Here is a 24,504-nt window from a genome sequence, read left to right on the forward strand (position 1 = left end):
TCCCGGGCCAAGACGAATGCCGGACCGGCGCCTAACGTCACTCGGGTGGTCAAGCTCTCCGTCATCGTGCCGTTCTACAACGTGCGGCAATACGCGCCCGACACCCTGCGGAGTCTGCGGGCGAACACCCGCGAGGACTTCGAATTCCTCCTGGTGGACGACTGTTCCCGGGACGGGACCCGCGACGTCCTGGAACGTGCCGCGCGGGACCTGCCCGGCGCGGTCGTCCTCGGGCACGAGCGGAACGGAGGTCTGGCCACCGCCCGCAACACCGGGATCGACGCGTCGCGCGGCACGTACCTCACGTTCCTCGACGGTGACGACTGGGTCGCCCCCGGCTACTACGCACAACTCGTCTCGTACATCGAGGCGTTGGGCTGCGACTTCGTACGGACCGATCATGTGCGGACGACCGGCCGCGCCCGCTCGGTGCAGCGGGTCCCCCACGGGCGGCGCGGGGAGGTGCTGCGGCCCCGGGACGTGATACTGCCCGCCGACCGGTCGACCCCGGTGGACTATCCGTACGCGTGGGCCGGGATCTACCACCGGCGGCTCGTGGACGGCGGACTCTTGCATTTCACCGACGGACTGCGCACCGCCGAGGACCGGCCCTGGATCTGGCGGCTGCACCGCGAAGCGGAATCCTTCGCGATAGCGGGACTTCTCGGGGTGTTCTACCGGCGCGGGGTCGCCTCCTCGCTCACCCAGATCGGCGATGTACGGCAACTCGACTTCATCCGGGCATTCGACCAGGTGGTGGCGGAAACCGCCGCGGACCCGGAGGCGGAGAAACTGCTCCCGAAAGCGGTCCGCACCTATTGCGCGATCATTTCCCATCACCTCGGCCGGCTGGACAAGTTCGAACCGCCGGTGGCGCGCGCCCTGAAGTCGATGAGCGCGGACGCGCTGCGCCGGATGCCCCAGCACGTCCTCGGCGCCACGCTGGACGGGATGGACCTCCAGCGCGCCACCCGGCTGCGCCGACTGCGCCGCCGCCCCCTGACCCCGGGAGCCGCCGCGTGACCACCCGAGTCCTCCTGGCGTCCACCCTGTACGGCGCCGCCACCCTCGCCGCCGCCCTCGACGCGGGGCGGCTGGCCCCGGCGGACCGCGATGTCCTGCTGGTCTGCAACAACGCGGCCGTCCCCGAGACCACCCCCGCGCTCAACGGGGCGCCCGGCTTCGGCCCGCTGCGCGACCGCTTCGACTCGGTGGTCTCGTGGAACGCGACGATCGCCCCGTTCCATCCGGGCGGCTGGTCCCCGCGCGCGGACGACCTCCCGCTGTGGGAGAGGTATCTGCGCCTCGCCTGGGACCTCGGGGACGACGACGTCGAACTCGTCGTGGAGTCCCTCCAGGTCAACCCGGCGCTCGCGGTGACCCGGATCTTCACCGGAGCCCCCGTGCACGTCTACGCGGACGGCCTGATGAGCTACGGCCCCACCCGCGACCGTATCGACCCCCTGGTCGGCACCCGGGTACGCCGGCTGCTGCATCTGGACCTGGTACCGGGCCTGGTGCCCCTGCTGCTCACCGAGTACGGCGTGCCCGCGGAGATCGTCCCGACGGACGCCTTCCTGAAGGTGCTCGCCGAACTGGACGACGCGGGCGGCCCCGGCGTCCTGAAGGCCCTCGCCGGACCGGACGGCGAGGACGGCACGAACGGCACGGACGGCAGGGGCAGCGCGGACGGCCCCGGCCAGGAACCGGCGGACGGCCCCGCGCCCGCGCTGCTGCTCGGGCAGTACCTGTCCGCGCTGGAGATCCTCACCCCCGACGAGGAGGAGGACCTGCATCTACGGATGCTGCGCGGCACGGTCGCGCTCGGGCACCGCCGGATCGTCTTCAAACCGCACCCCACCGCGCCCGCCGACCGGTCGCGCAGGCTGGAGGAGGAGGCCGAAGCGCTCGGCGCGCGGCTGACCGTGCTGGACACCCCGGTCCTCGCCGAGGTGCTGTACCGGCGGACCCGGCCCGCGCTCGTGGTCGGCTGCTTCTCGACGGCGCTGCTCACCGCGTCCGCGTTCCACGGTCTGCCGGTCGCCCGGGTGGGCACGGAGCTCCTGCTGGAGCGGCTCGCCCCGTACCAGAACAGCAACCGGGTCCCCGTCACCCTCGTGGACGCGCTGCTGCCGGAACTCGACGACCAGGACGCCGTCCGGGCCCAGGCCATGGACCGCTCCCCCGCGCGGACCGCGGAGCTGAACGACCTGGTGACGGCCGTCGGTTACGCGATGCAGCCGAAGCTGCACCCCGGCCGCCGCGCCGACGCCGAGCGGTATCTGAGCCGTCACCTCGACGAGCGGACCCGGCGCTACTTCAAGCGGCGCAGGCTCACCGCGCTCGGGCTGCCGGGCGCGCTCCCGGCCCAGTTCGCCTTCATCCCCCGCAGCGCGGCCGTGCGCCGGGTCGCCCGCCGCGCGCGGGCCGTCAAGCGCGCCACCCTCGGATGAGCGCCACGACCGGGACCGCTCCCGGGCCGGTGCCGGTGGAGGGGGCGGTGCCGGTGAAAGGGGCGGTGCAGGTGAAGGAGCCGGCCGGGCCGCGTCCCGCGCGGGTCCCCCGGCTCCGGGCGCTGGACGGACTGCGGCTGCTCGCCGCGCTGATGGTCGCCGCCTACCACTACGGAGGCCGTGACGGTGAGGTCTCCACGGCCTGGGGCACCTCCCCGAGGCTCCAGTTCCCCACCGCGTCCGAGTGGTTCGCCTACGGCTGCCTCGGGGTGCAGGTCTTCTTCGTGATCAGCGGGTTCGTGATCTGCATGAGCGGCTGGGGCCGCACCCCGCGCGCGTACCTCGCGTCCCGCGTGTCCCGGCTGATGCCCGCGTACTGGGCCGCGATCGTGCTGGTCACCGTCGTCTTCGCGCTGCCGCCCGTGGTGTACCGGGCGGTGTCCCCGAGCGACGCGCTGCTGAACCTGACCCTGCTCCAGCAGCCGCTCGGCGTCGACCGGGTGCTCGGGGTGTGCTGGACGCTGTGGGCCGAGGTCCGCTTCTACGCGCTGTTCGCGGTGGCCGTCGTCCTGCCCGGGGTGACCCGGCACCGGGTCGTGCTGTTCTGCGCGGTGTGGACGCTGGCGGCGGCGATGGCCCAGGCGTCCGGGGAACCGTTCCTGAAGACGCTGCTGATGCCGGAGTACGCGCCCTTCTTCATCGGCGGTATCGGTCTGTATCTGGTGCACCGCGACCGGCGGGACGCGACCGCCTGGGGCATCGTCGTGGTGAGCTGGCTGACCGGCCAGCACCACGCGGTGGCCGACCTGTGGCACGCCCCGGACCCGGACTTCTTCTCGTACCGTTCCGCCGGGGTGATCGTACTGATCGTGACGGCCGGGTTCGCGCTGGTCGCGGCGATCGCGCTGGGGTGGTTCTCCTGGGCCAACTGGCGCTGGCTGACGGTCGCGGGGGCGCTGACGTACCCGTTCTACCTGGTCCATGAACACCTCGGCTGGGTCGTGATCGGCGCATTGCACCGCACCCTCGGCGTCCCCGCGTACGCGACCCTGCCGCTGACGGTCACCGCGATGCTGGCACTGGCGTGGCTGCTCAACCGCTTCGTGGAGGACAGGGCCACCCCGTGGCTGCGGAACGCGCTGACCTCGGGGGCACGGGTACGGGGAACGGGCGCCGGGCAGGCTCCTTGACCTCAAGGTTGCTGGAGGTTCTACGGTCGCGGCATGGACTACTCGCACAACGACGAAGAACTCGCCACCCAGCCCATCGGTTACTGGGGCCGGGCGGCGTCCGACGCCGTGGTGGCCTATATCCGTGAGGGTCTGGCCACCCATGATCTGACCCAGCCGCAGTGGTGGGTCCTCAACCAGCTCGCGGAGTCACCGCAGGGCCGTGAACTCGCGGAACTCGCCCGGTTCCTCGGCGGCTACCTCGATGTCGGCGACCCGGCGATCGAGGAGGCGGTCGGGAACCTCGTACACCGCGGCCTCGTCACCACCGACGACCACGACCGGCTGCACATCACCCCCGAGGGGGAGGCCCTGAAGGCCGCGGCGGTGAAGACCCAGACCGCGCGCCGTGAGGTCATCCACGACGGCGTCACGGACGAGGAGTTCGTCCGGGCCCTGAAGGTGCTGCAACGCATGATCCACAACGTGGACGGCAAGGCCTGGCACCACTGACCCGGCCGCGCCGGACACCCGGCCCCCGTACCCGTACCCGTACCCGGCACCCGGTCCGGCGCCGCACCCGGCGCTTACACCCCGGCGGTGGACAGCTTCGCCGCGAACCCGAGGAACAGCGCGCCCGCCAGCGTGGTCGCCCCGGCGGACAGCTTGCGGCGGCTGCGGAAGACGGCGGCGAGCCGGGAACCGCCGAAGATCAGCGCCGACAGATACAGCGCGCTCGCGACCTGGAGACAGGTGCCGAGCACGACGAACGTCACGGCGGGGTACGCGTACGCGGGGTCCACGAACTGCACGAAGAAGGAAATGAGGAACAGGATCGCCTTCGGGTTAAGCACACTGATCACGAACGCCCGGCGGAACGGCCGCTCGGCGGACGCCCCGGGCGCCTGCGCAGGGTCGGCCGCGTCCGCCCGCTCGGTACGGGCGTCCCGCTCGCGCCACATCGTCCACGCGGCCCGCAGCAGCCCGATCGCGAGCCAGGCGAGATACCCGGCGCCCACGAACTTCACGATCCCGAACAGCACGGCGTTGCTCGTGAGCAGCGAGGCGGCACCCGCGGCGGCCAGGACCATCAGCACGATGTCCCCGGCCCAGACCCCGGCGGCCGCCACATACCCGCGCCGCACCCCCTGCCGTGCCGCGACCGACAGCACGTACAGCGAGTTCGGCCCCGGCAGCAGGATGATGAGGACGAGGCCCACGAGGTACGTGGGAAGGTCTGTGACACCAAGCATGAGCCGGAGTGTCGCATGAAATTACGACAATCAGACAGAGGCGCGGGGGGTCGGGTGGGACACATCCCGTCCGCCTCCGAAGCGGGTCCGGGGTCCCGCTCCGTACCCGAACGGCCACGCGTTGTCAGTGGGTGCGCCTAGGTTGGTGGGTGCGGGGGCGTGCGGGTCCCCGGGGGCGGGTTCACGGGGCGGGGGCGGACGTATGACGAGGGCCTTGGGGAGCGGGCGGGCGGCCGAGGAGAACTTCCTGGCGTCGGAGTTGATCCAGGAGAGCCGGGAGACGGGGAATCCGGACCTGGATCTGTCCGAGGCCGGGCTGACGGAGCTGCCGGAGTCGATACGAGAGCTGTCCCACGTCACCTCGCTGGTGCTGGACGACAACGATCTCGTCGAACTGCCCGACTGGCTCGGTGATCTGTCGCAGCTCACCAGCCTCTCCTTGGCGAACTGCGGGCTCACCACGGTCCCGGAGACCATCGGCGGCCTCACCGGGCTCACCGACCTGTTCCTCGATGGGAACCCGCTGGGCGTCATGCCCGCACAGGTCACGGATCTCACCGCGCTCGTCACCCTGTACCTCGCCGGCACCAGGCTCGTCGAACTCCCGGCCGGGATCGCCCATCTGCGGCACTTGCATCACCTTTCACTCAACGACAACTGCCTCACCGGTCTGCCCGCTGGACTGAGCCAACTGACCGACTTGGAGTTGTTGTACCTCGACTGCAATGACCTGGAGTCCCTGCCGGACTCCTTGGGCGGGCTCACCTCCCTGAAACTGCTGGCGCTGGAGGCGAACCGTCTCACCGAGGTACCCGGCTGTGTCACCCGGCTGCACGGTCTGGAGTACCTGTCCCTCCACAACAATGCCCTCGCCTCGTTGCCCGACGGCATCGGCGCACTGGAGCGGCTTATCGAGCTCCATCTAGGGGGAAACCGCCTCACCACTCTTCCGACCGCGCTGGGCCGACTGCGACGGCTGACCGTCCTGGGTCTGGAGGGCAACCCCCTGACCACCCCGCCGCCCGAAGTGGTCGCCGGTGGGACCAACGCCGTGCGTACCTTTCTGCGGGACCTCGGCCAGGACCCCGTCCGGCAGTGGGCGTCCAAGGTCGTCGTGGTCGGGGAAGGGCGGGTCGGGAAGACCTCGCTGCTGAAGGCGCTGCGCGGCGAGGCGCACGATCCGCAGGAGAGCACCACCCATGGGCTGACCGTCAGCGGGCTCGACCTCGCGCACCCCGATCCGCCGGACCCCGCCGAGCCGGTCACCATGCGGCTGGCGACCTGGGACTTCGGCGGGCAGGAGATCTACCACGCCACCCATCAGTTCTTCCTCACCGACCGGTCCCTGTTCCTGCTCCTGTGGGACGCGCAGATCGGCTGGGAGGCCAGCAAGCTCCACTACTGGCTCGACATGATCAAGGCACGGGCCCCGCACGCCCCGGTCCTGCTGGTGGCCACGCATCTGGGCCCGCGCCCGCCGGACCTCCCGCTGAGCGAGCTCCAGGAGACGTATCCGGGGCTGATCGCCGGCAGTCTGAGCGCGGACAGCGCGAGCGGGCGGGGCGTGGCCGAGGTCCTGGAGCGGGTCCGCCAGGAGGTCGCGCGGCTGCCGCTGATGGGGGTGGCCTGGCCGCGTACCTGGCTGCGCGCGGCGGAGGCGGTCCGCACGCACCCGGACGACCACGCCGCCCCCGAGGAGCTCGGCGAACTCCTCGCGGAGGCGGGCGTACGGGAGCCCTCGCACCAGTCCTCGCTGGTCGCCGCCCTGCACAGCCTCGGGGACCTGCTGCACTACCCGGACGACGAGGAGTTGTGCGATCTGGTGGTGCTGCGCCCGCAGTGGCTCACCGGGTACATCAGCCGGGTCCTGGACTCCGAGGAGGTGCTGAACGAGGGCGGGCTGTTCCGCCATACGTTCGGGAGCACGCTGTGGAGCGACGCGCCGCGTCCGCTGCGCCACCATTTCGTCCGGATGATGGAGAACTTCGACCTCTCGTACCGCACGGAGGACCGGACGGCGAGCCTGGTGGTGGAGCTGCTTCCGTGGAACCCGCCGCCGTTCCAGGAGGACTGGGACACCCACGGCGGGGCCGGGACCCGCGAACTGCGGCTGCGGTACCGGCTGCACACCGTCCCGCCGGGCATCCCGACCTGGTTCATCGCACGGGAGCACCGCTTCTCGACCCCGCTGCGCTGGCGTTCCGGCGCGCTGCTGAGGCACCCGGACGGCGCGCACGCCGCGCTGATCACGGTCGACCGGCACGCGAGGACGGCGGAGCTGCGGGTGCGCGGCCCCTATCCGCAGGACTTCTTCGCGGTGCTGAAGGACGGGTTCGAGCAGACGCTCCAGCGCTATCCGGGGCTCGACATCACCCGGCTGGTGCCCTGCCCCACCCGGGACGGCGAGGGGCGGGCGTGCAGGCACGAGTTCCGTCATGAGCAGTTGGTGAACCGGCTGGCGATGGACCCGCCCCGGGAGCGCATCGAGTGCCCGGAGCATCTGGAGGACGTCGAGGTGCCGTATCTCCTCCAGGGCATCGAACGGCCCGGCGGGAGACGGTCGGAGGAGCTGCTGCGGCAGCTTGTGTCCAAGGTGGACTCGCTGGAGGTGGCAGGGCGCCGCCGGCATGCCGAGCTGAGCGCGCGGGTCGCGGAGCAGCAGCGGGGCTTTCTGCATTCGCTGCGCCGCGAGCAGAGCCGTCAGGAGGTGCTGTGCCCGAGCCTGGTGTGGGTGCGGCGGCTCTCGCGACGGGCCGCGGGCCGCAAGCTGCTGCCCGGTGAGGTGTTCCAGCTCCATCTGTGCTGCGAGGCGCCCGGGGAGTGGCATCTCCTGGAGGGTGTGGAGCCGTACGAGCTCCCGGCGCGCAAGGAGTTCACGGAGACGGTCCTGCCGTATGTGCACCGCACGCTCCAGGTGCTGAAGTTCGTCGTCCCGGTGTTCGGCGCGTCCCTCGGGGTGGCGTCGGAGGGGCTGAGCAAGGCGATGAAGGACGACATGGATCTGATGAAGGCGCTGCTGGACGGGGCGCCGGGCGAAGCCGGGCGGCGGTTCGCGGACGGGGAGTCCCGTACGGCGGTCCGGGCCGCCGACCACGCGGAGTACCGCCGGATGCACGCGCTCCTCAAGGAACTCGACCCGGCGGAGGAGTGGGGCGGCCTGAGCAAGGTCACCACCCCGGAGGGCCCCACGTACTGGCTCTGCGCGGCCCACGCCCGCACCTACGAGCAGGGCTCCCGCGCGGTCCCGTACACCACCCCGGTACGGCTTCCCCATCAGCTGGCCGGTGAGCAAGCGAACGGAAGGCATTCGCGCGGTGGCGAGTTGGGCCCTGGTGAGGGGGACGGTGACGCGGGCCGGCGCGCCCCGGGGTGAGGGAACGGGGTGAGGGGCGGCGGGTCCCGGATGCGCTCGTCCCGGTCCGTACGTGTGTGCCATCGGGTGACGTACGCCTTCAGGACATCGTTGCCAGGCGGTTCGGGGAAGCCCGCCGCCGGGCGTGCCCCGCTCCCCGGGGACGGGTGGGCGATGTGGCAGCGGCGGGGCGGCCGGGGTGGGGGCCGTCGGCGGGGTGGGAGACCTGGTGGGGCGGGATGCCGTGGAACCGGACGCGTGTGTCCTCAGGGGTAGGCGCCCCCAGGTGTGCGGGGAGGTTCCCGGCGCCCGGGTCGGGTGTGCGGGGCGCGGTCCTTCGGTCCGGTGGGCCCGTACCCCCGTTCGGCCGTCGGCCAGGAGTCCGGTGCGCGGGCCGTTCCCGCACCTCCGGGGGGTCGCGGTGGCCGATCCGGAGCCCGGCCCCGGGTGCGCGGACTCCCGGTGGACCCCCTCGCCGTCAACATTCGGCGCATGGCGCGAAACCGCCTGCGCCCGCAACCAGTTGGGGATGCGAGGCCTCTTGGTGAGCAGCCGGGGGCAGTAGATCGGAAGGCGATGGCCGTACGGCGGACCGGCCGGGCCGGAAGGGCGAACGGGCGCACGGAACGGACAGGACGGGGACGACGAACCGGTGGTCCGACAGCCGGTGGGAGTGTGGTCATGCGTCAGTACAGGGGTGAGGGCCGAAGCGGCCGGACCGCGGCCGACGGCGGACGGGTCCCGCCACCGGGAACCGTGGCCGCCGGCGGTCGGGTCGCGCCGCCAGGCGCGCGTACGCGGGCCTGGCGGACGTCCCTCGCGGTGGTCACCGCGACGGCGTTGGCGGGCGGCTGTTCCGCGTACGTCGCGGACAGCGGGGAGACCACGGTCAGCGACCGGCGGGGGCCGGGCGCCGCACCGGTCAGCCGGGCTCCGGCGTACTCCCAGCCGAGGGGGGCGACGGCCGCGTCCCCGGGGAGCACCCCGTCCGGTACGGCGCACCCGGGCCGTACGGCGGCCCCCACCCGTCCCTCCGGCACCGCACCGGCCGACAACAAGCCGAGGCGCGGCACCCAGAGCCGGATACCGGAGGTGCGGGAATCCGGCACCGGGGACCCGGTGCCGGTCCCACCGCCACGGCCGCCCCGGACGACCCGGGTACCGGCGCCCCCGGCGAGGGTGCTGTGGCGGCCGGGCGACCGGGGGCCGAAGGTCCGGGAGATCCAGGCCCGGCTCCGCCGGATCGCCTGGCTCCTCGAAGGACCCAGCGGGACGTACGACGTGGCGACCACCACGGCGGTCCGGGGCTTCCAGGGCAAGCGGGGGCTGCCCCGCACCGGGACGGTCGACACCGTCACCTGGCAGCGGCTGACCGCGATGACACCGCGCCCGACGGACGACGAGCTGTACGCCGACGGGGGCCGCCCCGCCGACACCCCCGACCCGCGGTGCCTCACGGGCCGGGCCCTGTGCGTCAGCAAGACCTCGCGCACCCTGAGCTGGCTGATCGACGGCAAGGTCCGCACCACGATGGACGTCCGCTTCGGCGGCCGGGAGACCCCGACCCGCGAGGGCGCGTTCCGGGTGCTCTGGAAATCGCGTGACCATGTGTCGACGCTGTACGACACCCCGATGCCGTACGCGATGTTCTTCAGCGGCGGCCAGGCGGTCCACTACTCGTCGGACTTCGCGGCGACCGGCTACGGCAGCGCGTCGCACGGCTGCGTCAACGTCCGGGACAAGGCGGCGATCGCGGCCCTGTTCGAGCAGGTGCGCGACGGCGACAAGGTGATCGTCCATTGGTGACGGTGTACGTCACCGGGGGGATGTCACGGTGGCGCGGGCGGGACCGGGGGAACGTGTCCCGCCCGCGCCAGTGGCGACGAGCCGAAGGTACGGGGGGAACCCCGGCTCGTGCATGGCCGATGACCAGTCGGCCCACTTGATACTGCGCCATGCTTCGGCAAAACGTCACACCTGGCGGGAAAAACCTCTCCCATGACGGGAACAGTGCAGGTGGGAGGGGGGACAGTTGGGATATATGGGGCGAATGTGCGGGAGTGATGTGGCTGGTACTCGCCGTTACCGGGCGCGGGTCGCGTCCACGCGGACGGGATTGCGTCCCTGCGGAAGGGACTGCGCCCCCGCGGAAAGGGGTGGCCGTCGCGGGGACGGGTCGCGGCTACGCGGAAGGGGTGGCCGACGCGGGAGCGGTCGGCGCGGGAGGTGTCGGTCCGGGAGTGCCTGACGGGGTGACGCCGCCCGAGGGAGAGGCGCCAGGGCCGGGGACCGGCATCGGTACCGGGCCGGAGGTGGGCGCGGTGGCGGGCGCGGACGGCTCGTGGCTGATCAAGGGGTCGGGATCGGGCGACTGCCCCACCACGGGTCGTCCCCCCACGGGTGCGCCGCCCCCGCCATGACCGCCGCCCCGTCCCCGGCCCTCGCCGCGGCCTTCCCCCCTGCCGTCCCCCTCGCCCTTGCGGCCGTCGGTGCCGTGGCCGTGGTCGTGGCTGCCGCCGGCCCCCTTGCCGCCGGAACCGGGTTGATCGCCCCCGTCCCCGTCACCGTCCGTCTCGGAGGAGTCGTCCGAAGGGTCGTCCTCGCCGGGCCGGTCGTCCTCGCCGTGGCGGGCGAGCAGACGTTCGCAGAACCGGGCCACCCGGTCCGGGCCCCGGGCGGCGCTCTCCAGTCCGCGCCTGCCCTCGGCGTCCAGCTTTCCCCGCTCGTACGCGCGGCACGCGGTGACCTGACCGCTGCGCCAGTCCGTGGGGACCCGCATCCGCTTCTGGGTGCCCCCGGCGGTGCGGCTCGGCCCCGCGCTCAGGCCCGGGGGCGGTTCCGGTGAGAACTTCGGCACGCTCTTGCCCGTACCGGACGCGGGCGGGCGGGACGGGTCGGCGGCGGACTGCGAAGGGCTCGGGACCGGGGGCGACGGTGTCCGGGCGGGGGCGCCCTCCGCCGCGGCGGTGGGCCGCCGGTCGTCGCCGTCGAACGGCAGGGGGAGCACTCCGGTGCCCGCGGCGAACGCGGCCCCGCCGATCATGCCGACGGCCAGTGTGGCGGCGAGGGCGAAGCGGACCGGCTTCGCCCAGCGCGGCCGACGGCGGCCCGGCCCCGGCGCACCCGTGATCCGGATCGTCCCGGCGTCCGTGCCGAGCTCCGGGTCCGGGTCCAGGTCGGGGTTCGGATCGGGGTCCAGGTCGGGGCCTGCGTCCGAACCCCGCCCGGAGAACCCGTCGAGGGCGCCGGGTCCGATGATCCCGCCGGGTCCGCCGAGTGCGCCGGGCCCTTCGAACCCGGCGAATCCGCCGCGCGCACCGAGCGGGTCCCGGGCGCCGCGTCCCCCGCTGCCGCCGTCCCGACCGTGGATACCGCGTCCGCCCTGGGTACCGCGTCCACCACGAGCGCCACGCCGATCCCGCGTGCCGTGGGTGCCGTGGGTGCCGAACCCGCCCAGCGCGTCCCGGTCACCGACCCCGTCCCCCTCACCGGACCCGTCCCGGTCGCCGGACGTTCCCGGGGCCCCGCTCGGCCGCGGCGTTCCGTGCGGCACGGCACCGCCGCCCGTCCCGGCGGCGCGGAACCGGTCCGCGCCGGGGAGTCCCAGCCCGGTCCAGGAGTCGACGCGGGCCCCCGCGATCCCGGGCCGGCCGCCGTACCGGAAGGCGCGGGCCGCGCGGAACGCCGCCACCGCCGCCTCCTCGCCGGGCAGTTCACCGCCGGACGCCGAAGGGCCGGAGGGACGGGAGGAACCAGAGGGGCCGACGGAACCGGAGGAACCCGAGGAACCAGGAGAACCAGGAGAACCAGGAGAACCGAAGAGACCGGAAGGCGTGGAGGGGCTGGAAGGACTGGAGGGGCCGGAGTTGCGGGAGTGGCCGGACCGGAGTGGGGCGTTCGGGCCGGGGGGCCGGGCCGCCTCCGCCGCCAACGCGTCGAGAAGGCGGGCGAGCCGGTCGGCACGCTCTCGTGAGTGATCGCCGACGGCCTTCGGGGGCTCCCCGCGCAGCAGGCGTTCCGCCGCCTCCCGGTCCAGCCACCGGTCCTGCTCGTCGGGCATCACATGTCCTTCAGCGTCCGCGTTCGCGAATGCGTCACACCGGCGGGCGTGCCCGCGCGGGCCGGTGGGCGGCGGGGTGGGGGCACCGCGTCAAGGCGCCCCCCGAGGCGTCCGGTCGGCGCCGGATCATCCTCTTCGGGCTCGTCGCCGAGCAGTTCGGCGAGACGTTTCAGCCCGCGATGGGCGGCCGTGCGGACGGCGCCGGGACGTTTGCCGAGGGTCTGCGCGGCGGTCTTCGCGTCGAGCCCCACGACGACCCGCAGCACGACCGCCTCGGCCTGGTCCTGCGGAAGGCGCGCTATCAACGACAGGGTGCGGCTGGTGGCCAGTGCCTCCATCGCCTCACCGGCGGTGTCCGACTCCGCGGGCTTACCGGTCAGCTCCGTCTCGTCGGCACCTATCGCGGGTCTGCGTCCGCGCATGCGTATGTGGTCCAGGGCGCGGTTGCGCGCTATCCGCGCCGCCCAGCCCCGGAAGCGGTCCGCGTCGCCGCTGAACCGGTCGAGGTCGCGGGCGATCTGGAGCCACGCCTCGGAGGTCACGTCCTCCGCGTCCGGGTCACCGACCAGCGTGCGGACATAGCCCAGCAGCCGTGGGTGCACCGAGCGGTACACAGTACGGAACGCCCCGTCATCCCCCTGCTGAGCCGCCAGCACCGCGGCGGTCAACTCCGCGTCGTCCCCCAGCACTCAACGCACTCCCTCGTTGCGCCCGAACCGGCGCCGCTTCCGCGGAACCGGCTGTTCACCGTCGTGGTACTCCCCTCAATGGTCGCGGTCCCTGAATGACCGCGGCCCTTGATGGCCCGCACTCGGCGCGAAACGCACGCTACGGCCTGAAATGGGTTCGCGTCCATGTTTGTACAAGACGCAACTACCCCTCGGACGAGTGGGGTGTGACACAAATCGAGCCGTTGGCGCAGTACTAGATACGGGCCGCCGCGCGGCCCGTGCCGTGCGGCGACCGGGGCCTCTCCTGTGGGGGGTGGCGGCCCCGGTCGTCGTTACTAATTCTGCGGCCCTGACCTGCGGCTTTACTGGTCCCACGGGGGTGGCATGACCAGCAGCGTGACCAGCGCGTCAGGCGACTCACGTGACCTCCCCCAGGCCGATGCGCCGGGCCGTTCCTGACGCCAGTTTTCGGGCACCTGCGACGCGGGGCTTGCCATACTGGGCCATCGTGTATCCGGGTGAGTGGTGCCTCACATTTGCCGATACTTCCACCGGGTTCTCCCCGGCGTCCAGGTCGTTGGTCACCTTGCTGTGTCTCCAGTCGTGAACACGGAACCGCTCCGGCAGGCCCAGCCTCTTCCGAACCGTCCGCCACCGGGCGCTCACCTGGCCGGCGTCCTGCGGATCGCCGGGTCTCAGGCCGCCCTTGCGGGGCATGTACCCGTCGCGGGCGAAGACAAGGCCGTGGTCGGTCCAGAGCGGGCCAACCTTCTCCTTCCACATCTCCTGACGCTCGCGCTGAACCTTCAGCACACTCATCAGGGCTTGATCAACGTAGATGATCGCGTTGTCGTCGCCATCCTTGGTCAGGCGGCGCAAGACGCTCTGGTTGCCGACTTCGACGACGACCCACTCCAGCTCTATCGCGCACTCGTCCCAATGGACGAGGTCCCACATCATCCCCAGAGCCTCGCTACGCCGGACGCCGGTCGCGGTGTAGACGGTCCACAGCGGCGCGTCGCGCGTGCAGCCGTGCAGGGGGCCGCACCCCCGCCTTCCGCAGGGTGCCCAGATGTCGGTGAGGAAGCGGGAGGTGTCCGCATCGTCGAGCGTCTGGAATTTGCGTCCCTGCGACTTGATCTGCCGAAGCGTGGGCGGGTTGGCCGTGGCCGCCGGGTTCGCCGGGATCAACTTCTTTTGGACTGCGGCGTCGAAGGCACCCGAAAGGATGTTGTGAATGTGGCGAACCGACTTTGCCCCCAGGGGCTTTCCCCCGTTCGACGAGCAGGGCGCAGTTTCGAGCATTCGATAAAGGGCATCCAGATCGTCATCGGTAATGTCCCTGAGCTTCTTGGACCCGATGTGCGGCTTGATGTGGAGCCTGATCTTCGGCTCGTAACCGGAGCGAGTGGTGTCCTCAACTCGATGTCCGGCGAACCACTTGTCCAGCCAGTCGCCCAACTTCATGTCGGAGCGAGGTACGACAGCTCCGCTGTCGTGTTCTGCCATCCACTTGTTGAGGGCTCGGCTCGCCTCGGTCTTCGTCGAGTAGTCGCGGCCGATCCAGAAACGAATCTTCTTCCCCTGCACCGGATCGTAGTGGAGGGGCGTCCTCACCCCCCAGGTGTTCGGCCGGCCGCTCCTTATGATCTCGACCGGGGAGCCTCCCAGGCCGTTACCCTTTCTCGCCACCCATGGGCCTCCTTACTCTCGCGCCCGATTGCCTCGGACTGATTTACGCTCGACCGCTGCCTCTCTCTAGGGGCTTTGGCGGTCGAGCCACTCATCCAGGTCTGAAGGTCGGCAGCGAAGGGCATTCCCGACCTTCTTGAACGGGATTCCCCGCCCCTTCCAGTTGCCGTAGACCCAGCTCTTCGGTACTGCCAGGTACCTGGCAACCTCATCGAGCGACATAAGCCCGGAAGGTTCGGCAGTGCTCACGCGGTCTCCCCCCTTCCCTCCTGGAGGAGATGGTGTACGGCTGACCAAGCTTTCGCCGCTGATTCGAGAGCCCGCTTCCGATCCTGCTGAAGCTGACGGACGACGGCCGGAACTCGCGCCGGGTCGTCGACGCCGAGGAGTTCCGCGACCTGGGCAAGGGTCTGCACGGGGCTGGGGTCGGGGTGCCGCCGCACGCGACACTCCTCGCCCGACAAGCCGAGAACCCAGCTCCATCCGTTGTTGATGGCCTGGGGGGTGGGCTTCATGCGACTACTCCTCGGTGACGCCGGTTCTGCTTGGTGAGGTGGAAAAGGCCGTGTTCGCATCCGTAGATGCGGTGTTCGCGGGCGAGTCCTCGGCGGACGCCCAGGCGCTCGGCGTGCCGATCGCGCTTCGCCTGCGCTCTGCCAAGGGCCTTCTCGGCGGCGAAGAGGTCGGCAAAGCCGCGCTTCGGGCTGCACCCGCACGACCGCCACTCGACGGGCTTCATCAGGGGGCTCTCTGTTCTACGCGGGCTGGTACTTGTTACAGGGGCAGGTGGGGATCTGACAGGCGCCCCGGGCCGCCGTGGCGGCGGAGTGAGTGAACGGGGCGTGAGTGCACTGCTCGTTCTGGCAGTAGCCCTTCCACTTCTTGCCCTTGCCGTCGTGGTTGGCGAGCATCACCCCTGGGGAGTGGAGCGGCACCAGGCGGCCCGTGCCGCCGAACGCCATCTTGGAGGCGAAGGAGCGAGCCTCGGCCTCGGAGGCGAAGGGAGCGAAGTTCAGTCCGCGGTGGCCGCTTTCCCAGGTGTGGACCAGGGCGACCCAGTCCCTCATCTGGAGGATCTCGCCGACTTCCTTGATTACAGCCTTCGCCAGGTGGCCGGCGCTCTCGAAGGAGTCGTCCTCCAAGAGCGCCACCACGGCGGCCACCTCCTCCTTGCGGGGGGTGATTCTCACGCAGCCGCCAACGGATCGTCCGACTCCGGCTGCCAACGGGCATCTACGTCAGGTGACAGGTACACGGGTCTTCCTTCTTCAGCCGTCTCTGCTGGGGGTCGCTTTCACGACCCCTTCCTTCTTGTCACAGGTTAACACATCAGTCACAGGTTGACATGCTGGTGAGACTGATCACGGATCGACGGAGGCTTCCGATGTCGCCGCCGTTGATCACAGTGGCGTCGAAGGCCCAGCCCCCGAGTGCGTTCTCGCTGACATGGTCCGACCCGTCGATGAGCAACTGTCCCGGGCGGTGAAGGAGGACAACGAGCCCTCCCCTGCTCTTGATCGCCTCCGCCTCGTTGGGAAACCGCACGTCGGTGACCACAGTCGGCCGGCCCCGCCATGTGTCGAGGTCGCGGAAGAGCGCATCGACCCATACGTCCTGGCCGAGGACTTCCCGCCCTCCCTCGGTGCCGAGGCGCTGGTGGTAGCCGCGCACCTCCGGGTGGACCTGCTTGACCTTCTCCCAGCCGTACGCGTCCACCAGCTCACGCAGGCCGCGTCCGCCGAAGGCGTCATGCCGGTCAATAAGGACCGGGTCGAGGGCGTACAGCATGTCCCGCACTTTGTCCGCGAAGGCTCTCCGTTGCCAGCCGCGCTCGACGAGAACGGAGGCGGCGGTGTCCTTCCCTGAGCGGGCGGCGCCCGCGAAGCCGATGAGAGTGGGGGTGCCTGTGATCACGTTCATGTTCCCTACTTCTGCGTCCTTGCCTGCCGCGGCCGGGGATGGTTGCGGACGGCGAGCTGAGGGGCTCGATCCCCGCGCCGACCGATGATGAGGTCCCGGGAGGTGTATCCGTGCCGTGCCTTGTCTAGCGAGTCCGGCTCGAACAGCTCGGCCGCCTCCGGGAACGCGCCGCTGCGGCGGAGGCCGTCGAACCATTCGAGCGCTTCTTCGGGGCTGCTGAACGGCGGGAGGTGGAGGCGGTACTTCGGGGTGGGCATGGTGGTCCCTTTCGGTGTCAGACTTCGCGGCTGTCGATGAGCCGGTACAGGCCGGGGGCGGTGGCGCGGCCCTCGCACACGTCGCAGTCGCAGTCGTGCAGGCAGGTGCCGCAGGCGGTCTCGTCGCAGAACGGGTCGGGCCCGTGGAAGTCGTGGGCGGGGTCGGGGTCGGGGCAGCCCCAGGTTGAGCAGGAGCGGTCCTTCGACCAGGTCGGGTACACAACGTGCTCGCGCTGGCCAAGGAGTCCGTGCGCCAGCGCCTCATCGGGGCAGTCGAAGCGAGCCCGGCCGGCGCTCTCGCGGGTGACGAAAGCCGCCCGGCATCGGGTGCACTGAAGGCGGCCTTCGGGGCGCTTCCGCAGGTGATGACTCACTTGGCCTTCATTGCGCGGATGATCGAAGCGAAGTCATCAGCGTGCAGGCCGCAGCAGTCAGCCAGCCCGCACCTGCCGTCGTCGGTGTAGTCGAGGACACTCGCGGCCTTCTCAAGAATCGCGTTGCGAAAGTCCTTCATCAGCGTCTGGCGCTCGTCTTCGCTCAGGTGGTCCAGCGCCGCCGCGAGCTTCTCGTGCACGTTCACGATCTCTCTCTTCAGGGTGTAGGGGGTGCGGGGGGTGTCAGGCGGGAGCTGACTAGGAGGCTGCGTCACCGGGAGGGGACGCCTTGCCCGCTGACGGCTCGCGGGGCACCCTCTTCTGCACGGTGACGAGGTCGCACCAGAGGAAGGCGACGATCTCCCTCTCAGGTTCGTCGGTCGCGCTGGGACTGTCGTCAATCAGTGCGACTGCTATCCATCTGTTCCCGGCGCGGCTGATGATCCCGAAAACCTGCTGGAGCGCTGGGTCCCAATCGCAAAAGTCGTACGTGGGGTCGTCGTTCCAACGGTAGTGATAGAGCACCTCGCGCCATCGTCCAGCCAAGAGGGCCACATCGTTGGGCTGGAGGTCTTCGGCACGGATCTGTTCGGTGGTCCAGGTGTCGCGGTTCGGGCTCATGTAAACCTCGCGCTTGTTACAGGTTGACATAGTGGGCGTAGCAGTGCTCAACGGGGATGCCTTCGGCTCGGGCGTGCTGGATGCTGACCTCTGCGCACTCCGCGAAGAAGGCGATGGCCAGCTCTGCGGCGTCATCGGCGGTACCCGCAGTCTCGAAGCGAGGGTTCTTCATGGGGATGAGGGGGGTCTCGTCGCCCACCGCTAGGTGGAGCCTGCCGCCGCACCAGTAGATCCGGCTGCGGCCGGCCAGGTGGTATGGATTCCTCTCGTGAAGCATCACGTCCCCGGCAAGTCCCTGCTCGACGCGGACGCCGAGGAAGGCTCCGGTCGAGAGGGGGACGGTCTGATGAGATTCGCGATGGACGGTGATGGGCGGGCACTCGTAACCCCAGCATTCGCAGACTTGGAACTCACCCCATGTGCCGCCGTACGAGCAGGCGGCGCAGCGGGCCCACTCGCGGGGCTGGAGGGCAATGGCGGTTGATCGGCACTTCGGGCAGCCGAGGTGTGCAGTGGTGTTCATGCGGCCAGCTCCGGGGTGCCGGCGTGGCGCGCGAGGGTTCGCCGGGCTTCGGCGGACGCCCAGGTGTACCCGTAGTACCCCCAGGTGGAGTCGACTTCGGCCCAGGTGGTGAGGGCCCCGCTGCGGCCGTCCGTCCGCTGCCATTCGACGGACTGCTCGATGATGATGCCGAATGCCTCTCCTGCGGCCCATGCCTCGTACTCTTCGCGCTCGGCGTTGAGGTACGCCTCGGGCAAGAGCCCGAGGTCTTGAGCGTCTTCGGGCATCAGGTACCAGAGGGAGACGGCGCCCTGCGGGGGACGGGACTCAACAACGATGGCGCCGTGGAAGATCCGAGCCCAGCGAGTGAATATCTCGACTCCCTTCCACCGGTTCCAGCTCACCCGGCTCCAGCCGTGCGCCAGGGGGCCGCCTTCCTCGTCCACGGGGGCGTAGTGGCCAAGATGGGTGTCGATAGTGATCACGTAGCCCAGGTGGTCGTGGTTCTGCCGCGGGTTCGTGGCGTACTCGTCGGTGACGAGTCGGGCCCGGAGTCGGGCATCGCCAGAGGTGATGATCTCGGTCATGGCGTTCCTCTCGATCAGGGGGTGGGGTAGTGAACGACGCAGTTGTCCCTGCGGCACGGACGGCCGAGGGCGGCGACGTGCTCGCGGTGGGCGTCGTACGCGGCGGTCAGCCAGTCGTCCTCGACGAAGTCGGCGCGTATCCCGGTCCACTTATCGCGGGCCTCGGCGATGTCGCAGACCTCGTGGAACTCGCTGGCACCGTGCTGGCGTATGAGGTCGATCCAGGACTGCCGCGCACGCCGGTACGCGCTGTGGGAGTGGTTGTAGCCGGTGGTCGGGTCGATGGCGTCGATGGCGACGCCGGTCGCCGTACAGATCGCTGTACGGGCGTCGGCCATGGATGTGAGGCGGTCGGCCTCACACACAGCGCAGTCCAGCGGGGCTCGGGCGATGGACATGAGCAGCAGGTTCGGGCGGTGCCGGAAGCCGGACATGATCCCTCTTCGGTCATGCGGCGAGCGCGTGTCCACGCTCGCTGGGCGTGTGGTCATAGATGTCGGCGAGGTACTGACGGAGCCGGTCTTCCCACGGGCGTGAGAGGAGGCTGCCGACAACGACGGCGCCCATGGGCGGAGCGACCACGTCGCCGATCTGCTGGGTACAGCCGGACCGGGAGCCGGTCCACGGGTATCCAGGGCGGAAGCCGACGAGAAGGGCGGCCTCGTCAAGGCTGAACCTGCGTGCCGGGTCGTGCTCCCAGTACCAGCCCCTGATCTTGCTGGTGATGGCGGTGGCGGGCTTGTCCGCCGACCAGCAGTTCCCGCCAGCCGTCTTGCGCTCGCCCCTCGTGTTGACGCGGATGCCTTCGGGCCAGCCAAGGGCGCTGGCCGCGCTGGTGGTGGGGATGTCCGCGACGGGCTTGACGTGGTCAGGGTCGAGGAAGGTGTGCCGGGAGGCGAGCATGAACGCCCGCTTCCGGCGGCTGGCAAGCCCGTAGTCGACGGCGTCGAGGACGTGGAAGTCGGTGGAGAGCCACCCGGCGCAGACGAACTCGTCGCGGATGCCTTCGATGATCTCCTCGGGAAGGGCGCTGGACTGCTCCATGGCGATCCAGCGGAAGTCGTCGCTGGCGACGGAGAGGCCGAGGCCCCAGATGACCACTTCGGCGAGGAGGCCAATGCGAGCGTCGGTCAACTCGACTGCCATACCTCGTACTTCATCGAGCCCATAGATCGGGCCCGACCAGCCTTCAAAGCAGTCGAAGCAGGTGGTCGGGCAGTCTTCGGAGCACTCCTGGTCCTGCCAGACACCGATGGTCGCCTCCCATGCGCAGGTGAGCATGTCGAGGAAAATCTGCTGGTTGTGAGGGTCGAGTCCGGCGCGCTTGCCGGCCGGGGTCCAGCACTGGCACGGGGCAGTGAGCAGGAGTCCGGTAGTCCATCGGAGGGCCGGATGGTGGGGGTCAAGTGTCCGGATGTCCGCGACGATCCGCTGGAACCCGGCGCTGACGGCGGTGGCGGATGCGTCGGCCTTCAGTTCGATGCCGACGATGTCGAGGTCCATCCCAAGCACGTCCCTGATGCCGGTCTCCAGGCCGCCGGGTCCGCTGAAGGGGTACACGACCCGTGGCGGGTCGCCGGGATTCGGGGGGAAGAGCCAGCGCACGGGCCATGGTCCGGCGACGGCTTCGAGCTGCTTGGTGGTCCACTGTTCCGCCAGCCAGGGCGCGTCCGGGCAGGGGGCATTGACAAGGGTGAACATGAAGGGCTTCTCCAGCGCGGCCCGCCCCTCCATGCCTCCAACGCGGGAGGGGCGGGCCACGCGCGGTGTCGATCAGACGGGGTACATGGCAATCTGGACGCGGAGTCTGACAGCGCGAGACTCCGCCTTCACCACGGACTCTCGGGCGATGCTGATGGCGGCCTCGGCCTCACGGAGTTCGTTCTCGATCTCCAGGCGTTCGCTGGTGAGGCGCCATTCGGGGTGGTCGTTCTCGAAGCGCAGGGCGGCTTCTGCGGCAATCTCCGCCAAGCGCTCCCGGGCGGCGGTGTTCCAGCCCAGCTCCTTGCCGTCCCCGTTCGTCATCGACCAGCGCCGGAGGGAGTTGTCCCACTGGAACAGCTCGGGCTCGTCGCTCCGGGCTCGTAGCCAGACCTCTGCCTGGGCGGGAATTCGAGCGAAGGCGATACCGAGCTGGTAGCGGCGCCCGCGGATCTTGAGGGGCTCATCGTCCCGGCCGGACGAGCTGACAGACAGCCGGTGGTTTGTCACGCGCTGCCACTCGTCGCCCCAATGCTCCTTGCCGGACCTCGCAGGGAGGATGTTGATGTAGAGCTTCCCCTCGGGGAACTCGTACACGGCTTCGTACTCGGGGTCAGTCATGGGCGGGTCCTCGGTGTGGCGCTAGGGCAGGGCGCAGGCCGACGTGTAGCGACGCGGACAGTTCGGCGACGAGGCGCCTGTAGTGACCCAGGGCTTCTTGGGCCTTGGCCCAGTCCCCCGTGTCCCAGCGGGCGATGTCGTCCAGCGCGGCCAGGCAGGCATCTGGGTTGAGGTACTGCTGAAGCAGCATGGAATCGGACACGTCCCAGGTCGTGTCGGGGTTTTGGTAGAGGTCGCTGATGGCCGTCGTTCGCCTGCACTCGGTGCATTGGACTAGGCCGCCGGGGCGTACCAAGTACCCTCCGAGGTCACAGTCTCGGCAGGTCATCTCGCTCATGGGTATCCTTTCGGGCAGCCCTCGTCCTTCCCTCCTCCAACGGGAGGGACGAGGGCGTGTCGGTTTCAGGGGAAGAGCAGCCGGTGAAGCTCGCCGACTGTCGGCGTTTCGGCATCGGCATCGGCATCGGCATCGACATCGACATCGACGGAACGTTCCTGCGACTCGGTTTCCGGCTCGACGAACCATGACGACGGCCAGATGCCGGAGGGGAGGGCGAGGATCAGCGCCTCAGCCGCGTCGGCAACATTCAGCCCCGCCGCGTGCTCGTCCGCCCAGGACCAGGACTGCCCTTCTTCGGGCTCCTGGCGCATGGCCTTGATGGTCTCGTCCAGCTCGTTGACGAGATGCTTGATCTGTTCGGTCACGGGGATCGCCGGGCGCATCAGTAGACGTTGGCGATCTCGATGACTTCCTGGGACTGGATCTCCTCGAAAGCCGGGACGATGTCATGCCATGTGCTCGGGTTGTCGTTGAGCCAGTCGCGGAGGCCGTCTTCGTCGAAGACCTCGCCTTCCTCGGTGAGGAAGTCCTCGGGCACTGCGACGGTGATCTCGATCTCGCCGTGTGTGACGATCTCGACCGGGAACTTGACAGTCTTCTTCACAGGGATTCCCTCCAGATGGATGCGGGTGCGGCAAGGGGTGCAGGTCAGGTCTTCGTCAAGCAATTCGGGCGTGTGGCCGCACTCGACGCAGGGCTCGGTGATCATTCGCACCAGAAGACGTGGACGCCGCCGGCCGACGCCTCGGCGTGAAGGTCGGCAAAGAGGACTTCGGCAGCGCGGTCCCAGTCGATCTCGCTGAACGGCCAGGTGTTCATACGGGCCACCTCCTCCGGGCTGGCCATCTCCTCGGCCCACTCCTGGGCATATTCGGCCTCGCTCCGATGGAATCCGCGGTAGGCGTCGCGGAATTGATCCACCCACTCGTCTCGATCCGCGTACATGCCCCAATGGCGCATCCAGATGGCGAACGCCTCCGCATCCCCTTCGTCGAGTTCAGCCAGGGCCTCGGCGACCTCTGCGGCGTGCGAGGGAGAGCACTCGCCCGTGATCGCGCCGCAGTAGTTCTCGTGGTCCATGACCCACATCTCTTCGTGGGTGGTGGGGCGGCCATGGAGGTCTTCGGGCGTGACAAGACCGGCTACATCGCCGTCGTGCCAGTCGCCGACGAGTCGGCCCGCGTTGTAGCAGGCCAGACAGCCGATCCAGGCGCGGGGCCGGACGGTGGTGGTTGTGGACATCGCATGTTCCTCGCTTCGGTACAGGCCCGCCGAGCACGGCGGTATGCGGGCTGGCATCTTCAGGGGGGAGGAACCGCCTCCCGCCGACCCCCGAAGGGGGTTTCGCCTTTGCGCCTGTGATCAGTTGGCCGCGAGGTGGTTAGCCAGGTCGCGGCGGATTCCGCCCCAGGCTGCGATGGCGAAATCGGCCACCGTGCGGTCCTTCTCCGCGAGGCTGCGGGAGAAGGCGGTCCGGGCAGTGGAGAATCGATGCTCGGCCTCGGCGTGGGCGGCCTCCAGCTCGGCGGTGATGGCCGCCTCTGGCCTTCCGTTGATCCGAGCCACGGCGAATCCGTTCAAGATGATGGGCAAGCCGTCGCGGAGGAGGCGCGCTGCCTCGGCCCGGCGCATCCGGCCTTCACGGACGAGACGCTTGGTGACCTCGCGGGCGGCCTTCTCGGCCTCGGGGGCAGGGGGGTTCATGTTCTTCTCCTGGCTCTGTCGGGAAACAGCCCCTCCCTGCCTCCAACGCGGGAGGGGCTGTTGTTACAAGTTGACACCCTGGTCAGAGGTCGACCTTGCTCGTGCCCTCGACCATGAGGGGGGCGTATTTGCCGATGAGAAGTGCGTGGAAGAGGGGGTCCTCGACAAACGCCACTCGGCGGGCACGGGCGCTGGCGAGGACATGGGCCAGCAGCCCAGCCATGTCCTTCCGATCCACAAAGGACGCGCAGGTGGCGCAGGCCGCCCACAGACCGTCGTCAGCGGGCAGGGCGACGGCACTCGACTGGCCCTCCGCGACCAGGAGTGGGATGTTCTCCTCGGGCACGGTGTAGAGCAAGGTCGCGGACCGGGAGCCGCAGAAGTCGCAAGTGGTGACAGTCATCTCAGGCCGCCACGGCGTACTCGGCGGGCTCCTTGATGTGCAGGTCACCCTCGTCGGTGTCGCCTTCCGCGTGGCAGGTCAGCCAGAGATCGGCGATGTCCTCACGCCCGGCGGCAAGGAAGCCGTCGGCGAGCTGATCCACCTCGGCACAGGTGAGCCCTGCGGCAAGATGGCACGCGAGCATGGAGTCGTCAAAGAGGGCGGAGAGGGTGTCCGTCGCGGTGCGCAGGCTGCTGATCTCCCGCTCGTAGCTGTTGACGATCTCGCCGGAAGCGCGGACCAGCGCCATGATCGCCTTGCGCTGTCTGCGCAGCTCAGCCCAGGGGTTCAGGGTGAGGTTAGATCTAGCCGTGGCGGCCGACGCGATCCCCACCAGGTGCTTCAGCTTGGGGAAGAGCGAGTAGGACCAGGCGCGCTTGAAGTTGCGCACAGGTATGCCTTTCTTTCAGGGAGAGTTAGAGGCAGAGCAACGGCGGCGTGATCAGCGAGACCTCGCCGTCCACTTCTTGGACCGAGATGCCGTGCGGCTCCCACACGCCACACTCGGGGTCGCCTTCACACGGGCAGTCTCGGCGGGAGGTCTCGGCGAGCGCCTCCGCGCCGAAACGGGCGAAGTCCAGCGCGGCACCCTCGTCTTCGAACGGGGTCTCCTCGTGCCGATCGTCGGTGACGACGTACCGGCCGCGTCCGGCTCGCCGGATGTTCCACAGGCCGATGAGGTCCGAGGATTCGTTCCAGACGCGGACCTCGTAGGGGCGGGCGATGGTAGGCATATGTCCTCACATTCGTGGCTAGGGGCCGCCCCTCCCGACGGGGGCGGAAGG

The 24,504-nt window shown here is 70.0% G+C and carries 31 protein-coding genes; 6 read left to right on the forward strand and 25 right to left on the reverse strand.

The annotated features are described in order from the left end of the window. Positions 1–45 precede the first annotated feature (45 nt). Genes OG711_RS15270 through OG711_RS15285 form a run of 4 tightly spaced genes read left to right on the forward strand, consistent with a single transcriptional unit; the run spans position 46 to position 4,135 of the window. On the forward strand, positions 46–1,023 hold the full coding sequence (locus OG711_RS15270) for a glycosyltransferase family 2 protein (protein ID WP_329559506.1): 978 nt from the start codon (positions 46–48) through the stop codon (positions 1,021–1,023). Continuing rightward, complete coding sequence (locus tag OG711_RS15275) at positions 1,020–2,453, forward strand: polysialyltransferase family glycosyltransferase (protein ID WP_329559507.1); 1,434 nt, start codon at positions 1,020–1,022, stop codon at positions 2,451–2,453. Before OG711_RS15270 ends, OG711_RS15275 begins: the two co-directional genes overlap by 4 nt. Beyond that, the gene (locus tag OG711_RS15280; protein ID WP_329559508.1) at positions 2,450–3,643 is read left to right on the forward strand and encodes an acyltransferase family protein; all 1,194 of its coding nucleotides are present in this window, start codon (positions 2,450–2,452) and stop codon (positions 3,641–3,643) included. Before OG711_RS15275 ends, OG711_RS15280 begins: the two co-directional genes overlap by 4 nt. A gap of 33 nt (positions 3,644–3,676) precedes the next feature. Further along, positions 3,677–4,135: a MarR family winged helix-turn-helix transcriptional regulator gene (locus OG711_RS15285; RefSeq protein ID WP_073784067.1), complete on the forward strand. Its 459-nt coding sequence runs from the start codon at positions 3,677–3,679 to the stop codon at positions 4,133–4,135. Positions 4,136–4,209: 74 nt separating this feature from the next. Here the strand turns inward: OG711_RS15285 and leuE are convergent, their stop codons facing one another. Then, positions 4,210–4,875, reverse strand: coding sequence for a leucine efflux protein LeuE (leuE, locus tag OG711_RS15290; protein ID WP_073784065.1), 666 nt, complete (start codon positions 4,873–4,875; stop codon positions 4,210–4,212). Between the two features lie 202 nt (positions 4,876–5,077). On the opposite strand from leuE, the gene OG711_RS15295 reads away from it, so the two are divergent. After that, entirely contained in the window at positions 5,078–8,248 is a 3,171-nt protein-coding gene (locus tag OG711_RS15295) for a COR domain-containing protein (protein ID WP_329559509.1), read from the forward strand. A gap of 735 nt (positions 8,249–8,983) precedes the next feature. After that, the gene (locus OG711_RS15300) at positions 8,984–10,033 is read left to right on the forward strand and encodes a L,D-transpeptidase family protein (RefSeq protein ID WP_073784060.1); all 1,050 of its coding nucleotides are present in this window, start codon (positions 8,984–8,986) and stop codon (positions 10,031–10,033) included. A gap of 376 nt (positions 10,034–10,409) precedes the next feature. Here OG711_RS15300 and OG711_RS15305 read toward each other — a convergent pair whose 3' ends face one another. From OG711_RS15305 to OG711_RS15420, 24 genes are all read right to left on the reverse strand, one after another. Further along, positions 10,410–12,287 (reverse strand): hypothetical protein, encoded by a 1,878-nt coding sequence (locus OG711_RS15305; RefSeq protein WP_329559510.1) that lies wholly within the window; start codon positions 12,285–12,287, stop codon positions 10,410–10,412. Beyond that, on the reverse strand, positions 12,287–12,976 hold the full coding sequence (locus tag OG711_RS15310; protein ID WP_073784058.1) for an RNA polymerase sigma factor: 690 nt from the start codon (positions 12,974–12,976) through the stop codon (positions 12,287–12,289). The genes OG711_RS15305 and OG711_RS15310 overlap by 1 nt, the downstream gene beginning before the upstream one ends. A gap of 399 nt (positions 12,977–13,375) precedes the next feature. After that, the gene (locus tag OG711_RS15315; protein WP_329022585.1) at positions 13,376–14,650 is read right to left on the reverse strand and encodes a tyrosine-type recombinase/integrase; all 1,275 of its coding nucleotides are present in this window, start codon (positions 14,648–14,650) and stop codon (positions 13,376–13,378) included. Positions 14,651–14,716: 66 nt separating this feature from the next. Next, a complete protein-coding gene (locus OG711_RS15320) occupies positions 14,717–14,872 on the reverse strand; it encodes a helix-turn-helix domain-containing protein (RefSeq protein ID WP_329027736.1) in 156 nt (51 codons plus the stop codon). Positions 14,873–14,895: 23 nt separating this feature from the next. Continuing rightward, complete coding sequence (locus tag OG711_RS15325; protein WP_329022583.1) at positions 14,896–15,165, reverse strand: hypothetical protein; 270 nt, start codon at positions 15,163–15,165, stop codon at positions 14,896–14,898. A gap of 240 nt (positions 15,166–15,405) precedes the next feature. After that, positions 15,406–15,840 (reverse strand): hypothetical protein, encoded by a 435-nt coding sequence (locus OG711_RS15330; protein ID WP_329022579.1) that lies wholly within the window; start codon positions 15,838–15,840, stop codon positions 15,406–15,408. Between the two features lie 139 nt (positions 15,841–15,979). Continuing rightward, entirely contained in the window at positions 15,980–16,570 is a 591-nt protein-coding gene (locus OG711_RS15335) for a deoxynucleotide monophosphate kinase family protein (RefSeq protein ID WP_329022577.1), read from the reverse strand. Between the two features lie 5 nt (positions 16,571–16,575). After that, a complete protein-coding gene (locus OG711_RS15340; RefSeq protein ID WP_329022575.1) occupies positions 16,576–16,827 on the reverse strand; it encodes a hypothetical protein in 252 nt (83 codons plus the stop codon). A 17-nt stretch (positions 16,828–16,844) separates the two neighbouring features. Next, positions 16,845–17,201 carry a hypothetical protein gene (locus OG711_RS15345; RefSeq protein ID WP_329022573.1) on the reverse strand — a complete coding sequence of 119 codons (357 nt, stop codon included), beginning with the start codon at positions 17,199–17,201 and terminating at the stop codon, positions 16,845–16,847. Beyond that, on the reverse strand, positions 17,198–17,407 hold the full coding sequence (locus tag OG711_RS15350; protein WP_329022570.1) for a hypothetical protein: 210 nt from the start codon (positions 17,405–17,407) through the stop codon (positions 17,198–17,200). The genes OG711_RS15345 and OG711_RS15350 overlap by 4 nt, the downstream gene beginning before the upstream one ends. A gap of 52 nt (positions 17,408–17,459) precedes the next feature. Next, on the reverse strand, positions 17,460–17,822 hold the full coding sequence (locus tag OG711_RS15355; RefSeq protein ID WP_329022568.1) for a hypothetical protein: 363 nt from the start codon (positions 17,820–17,822) through the stop codon (positions 17,460–17,462). 16 nt (positions 17,823–17,838) lie between these two features. Beyond that, positions 17,839–18,345: a hypothetical protein gene (locus tag OG711_RS15360; RefSeq protein ID WP_329022566.1), complete on the reverse strand. Its 507-nt coding sequence runs from the start codon at positions 18,343–18,345 to the stop codon at positions 17,839–17,841. Next, on the reverse strand, positions 18,342–18,911 hold the full coding sequence (locus OG711_RS15365; RefSeq protein ID WP_329022564.1) for a hypothetical protein: 570 nt from the start codon (positions 18,909–18,911) through the stop codon (positions 18,342–18,344). Before OG711_RS15365 ends, OG711_RS15360 begins: the two co-directional genes overlap by 4 nt. Before the next feature lie 14 nt (positions 18,912–18,925). After that, positions 18,926–19,309, reverse strand: coding sequence for a hypothetical protein (locus OG711_RS15370; protein WP_329559511.1), 384 nt, complete (start codon positions 19,307–19,309; stop codon positions 18,926–18,928). 49 nt (positions 19,310–19,358) lie between these two features. Then, positions 19,359–20,612, reverse strand: coding sequence for a DNA cytosine methyltransferase (locus tag OG711_RS15375; RefSeq protein ID WP_329022560.1), 1,254 nt, complete (start codon positions 20,610–20,612; stop codon positions 19,359–19,361). Between the two features lie 72 nt (positions 20,613–20,684). After that, positions 20,685–21,233: a hypothetical protein gene (locus OG711_RS15380; protein WP_329022558.1), complete on the reverse strand. Its 549-nt coding sequence runs from the start codon at positions 21,231–21,233 to the stop codon at positions 20,685–20,687. Beyond that, positions 21,226–21,570, reverse strand: a complete 345-nt coding sequence (locus OG711_RS15385; RefSeq protein WP_329022556.1) for a hypothetical protein — start codon at positions 21,568–21,570, stop codon at positions 21,226–21,228. Before OG711_RS15385 ends, OG711_RS15380 begins: the two co-directional genes overlap by 8 nt. A 65-nt stretch (positions 21,571–21,635) precedes the next feature. Further along, the gene (locus OG711_RS15390) at positions 21,636–21,956 is read right to left on the reverse strand and encodes a hypothetical protein (protein ID WP_329559512.1); all 321 of its coding nucleotides are present in this window, start codon (positions 21,954–21,956) and stop codon (positions 21,636–21,638) included. Then, on the reverse strand, positions 21,956–22,177 hold the full coding sequence (locus OG711_RS15395; RefSeq protein WP_329022553.1) for a hypothetical protein: 222 nt from the start codon (positions 22,175–22,177) through the stop codon (positions 21,956–21,958). The genes OG711_RS15390 and OG711_RS15395 overlap by 1 nt, the downstream gene beginning before the upstream one ends. 101 nt (positions 22,178–22,278) lie before the next feature. Next, positions 22,279–22,815: an antirestriction protein ArdA gene (locus OG711_RS15400; RefSeq protein ID WP_329022551.1), complete on the reverse strand. Its 537-nt coding sequence runs from the start codon at positions 22,813–22,815 to the stop codon at positions 22,279–22,281. A 120-nt stretch (positions 22,816–22,935) separates the two neighbouring features. Next, entirely contained in the window at positions 22,936–23,277 is a 342-nt protein-coding gene (locus tag OG711_RS15405; RefSeq protein ID WP_329022550.1) for a hypothetical protein, read from the reverse strand. 82 nt (positions 23,278–23,359) lie between these two features. Next, complete coding sequence (locus OG711_RS15410) at positions 23,360–23,680, reverse strand: hypothetical protein (RefSeq protein ID WP_329022548.1); 321 nt, start codon at positions 23,678–23,680, stop codon at positions 23,360–23,362. Position 23,681: 1 nt separating this feature from the next. Then, complete coding sequence (locus tag OG711_RS15415; protein ID WP_329022546.1) at positions 23,682–24,110, reverse strand: hypothetical protein; 429 nt, start codon at positions 24,108–24,110, stop codon at positions 23,682–23,684. A gap of 25 nt (positions 24,111–24,135) precedes the next feature. Beyond that, a complete protein-coding gene (locus OG711_RS15420; RefSeq protein WP_329022545.1) occupies positions 24,136–24,453 on the reverse strand; it encodes a hypothetical protein in 318 nt (105 codons plus the stop codon). Positions 24,454–24,504: the final 51 nt, after the last annotated feature.

Origin of the sequence: Streptomyces uncialis (assembly GCF_036250755.1) — a bacterium.
Taxonomy (GTDB): domain Bacteria; phylum Actinomycetota; class Actinomycetes; order Streptomycetales; family Streptomycetaceae; genus Streptomyces; species Streptomyces uncialis.

Bases quoted from the DNA above. Each gene is read 5' to 3' on its own strand.
- OG711_RS15385 (WP_329022556.1), bottom strand. From the start codon at position 21,570: ATGAGCGAGATGACCTGCCGAGACTGTGACCTCGGAGGGTACTTGGTA.
- OG711_RS15325 (WP_329022583.1), bottom strand. From the start codon at position 15,165: ATGAAGCCCACCCCCCAGGCCATCAACAACGGATGGAGCTGGGTTCTC.
- OG711_RS15420 (WP_329022545.1), bottom strand. From the start codon at position 24,453: ATGCCTACCATCGCCCGCCCCTACGAGGTCCGCGTCTGGAACGAATCC.
- OG711_RS15295 (WP_329559509.1), top strand. From the start codon at position 5,078: ATGACGAGGGCCTTGGGGAGCGGGCGGGCGGCCGAGGAGAACTTCCTG.
- OG711_RS15375 (WP_329022560.1), bottom strand. From the start codon at position 20,612: ATGTTCACCCTTGTCAATGCCCCCTGCCCGGACGCGCCCTGGCTGGCG.
- OG711_RS15390 (WP_329559512.1), bottom strand. From the start codon at position 21,956: ATGCGCCCGGCGATCCCCGTGACCGAACAGATCAAGCATCTCGTCAAC.
- OG711_RS15400 (WP_329022551.1), bottom strand. From the start codon at position 22,815: ATGTCCACAACCACCACCGTCCGGCCCCGCGCCTGGATCGGCTGTCTG.
- OG711_RS15305 (WP_329559510.1), bottom strand. From the start codon at position 12,287: ATGCCCGACGAGCAGGACCGGTGGCTGGACCGGGAGGCGGCGGAACGC.
- OG711_RS15405 (WP_329022550.1), bottom strand. From the start codon at position 23,277: ATGAACCCCCCTGCCCCCGAGGCCGAGAAGGCCGCCCGCGAGGTCACC.
- leuE (WP_073784065.1), bottom strand. From the start codon at position 4,875: ATGCTTGGTGTCACAGACCTTCCCACGTACCTCGTGGGCCTCGTCCTC.
- OG711_RS15410 (WP_329022548.1), bottom strand. From the start codon at position 23,680: ATGACTGTCACCACTTGCGACTTCTGCGGCTCCCGGTCCGCGACCTTG.
- OG711_RS15355 (WP_329022568.1), bottom strand. From the start codon at position 17,822: ATGAGCCCGAACCGCGACACCTGGACCACCGAACAGATCCGTGCCGAA.
- OG711_RS15380 (WP_329022558.1), bottom strand. From the start codon at position 21,233: ATGACTGACCCCGAGTACGAAGCCGTGTACGAGTTCCCCGAGGGGAAG.
- OG711_RS15285 (WP_073784067.1), top strand. From the start codon at position 3,677: ATGGACTACTCGCACAACGACGAAGAACTCGCCACCCAGCCCATCGGT.
- OG711_RS15370 (WP_329559511.1), bottom strand. From the start codon at position 19,309: ATGTCCATCGCCCGAGCCCCGCTGGACTGCGCTGTGTGTGAGGCCGAC.
- OG711_RS15335 (WP_329022577.1), bottom strand. From the start codon at position 16,570: ATGAACGTGATCACAGGCACCCCCACTCTCATCGGCTTCGCGGGCGCC.
- OG711_RS15280 (WP_329559508.1), top strand. From the start codon at position 2,450: ATGAGCGCCACGACCGGGACCGCTCCCGGGCCGGTGCCGGTGGAGGGG.
- OG711_RS15320 (WP_329027736.1), bottom strand. From the start codon at position 14,872: ATGTCGCTCGATGAGGTTGCCAGGTACCTGGCAGTACCGAAGAGCTGG.
- OG711_RS15360 (WP_329022566.1), bottom strand. From the start codon at position 18,345: ATGAACACCACTGCACACCTCGGCTGCCCGAAGTGCCGATCAACCGCC.
- OG711_RS15365 (WP_329022564.1), bottom strand. From the start codon at position 18,911: ATGACCGAGATCATCACCTCTGGCGATGCCCGACTCCGGGCCCGACTC.
- OG711_RS15340 (WP_329022575.1), bottom strand. From the start codon at position 16,827: ATGCCCACCCCGAAGTACCGCCTCCACCTCCCGCCGTTCAGCAGCCCC.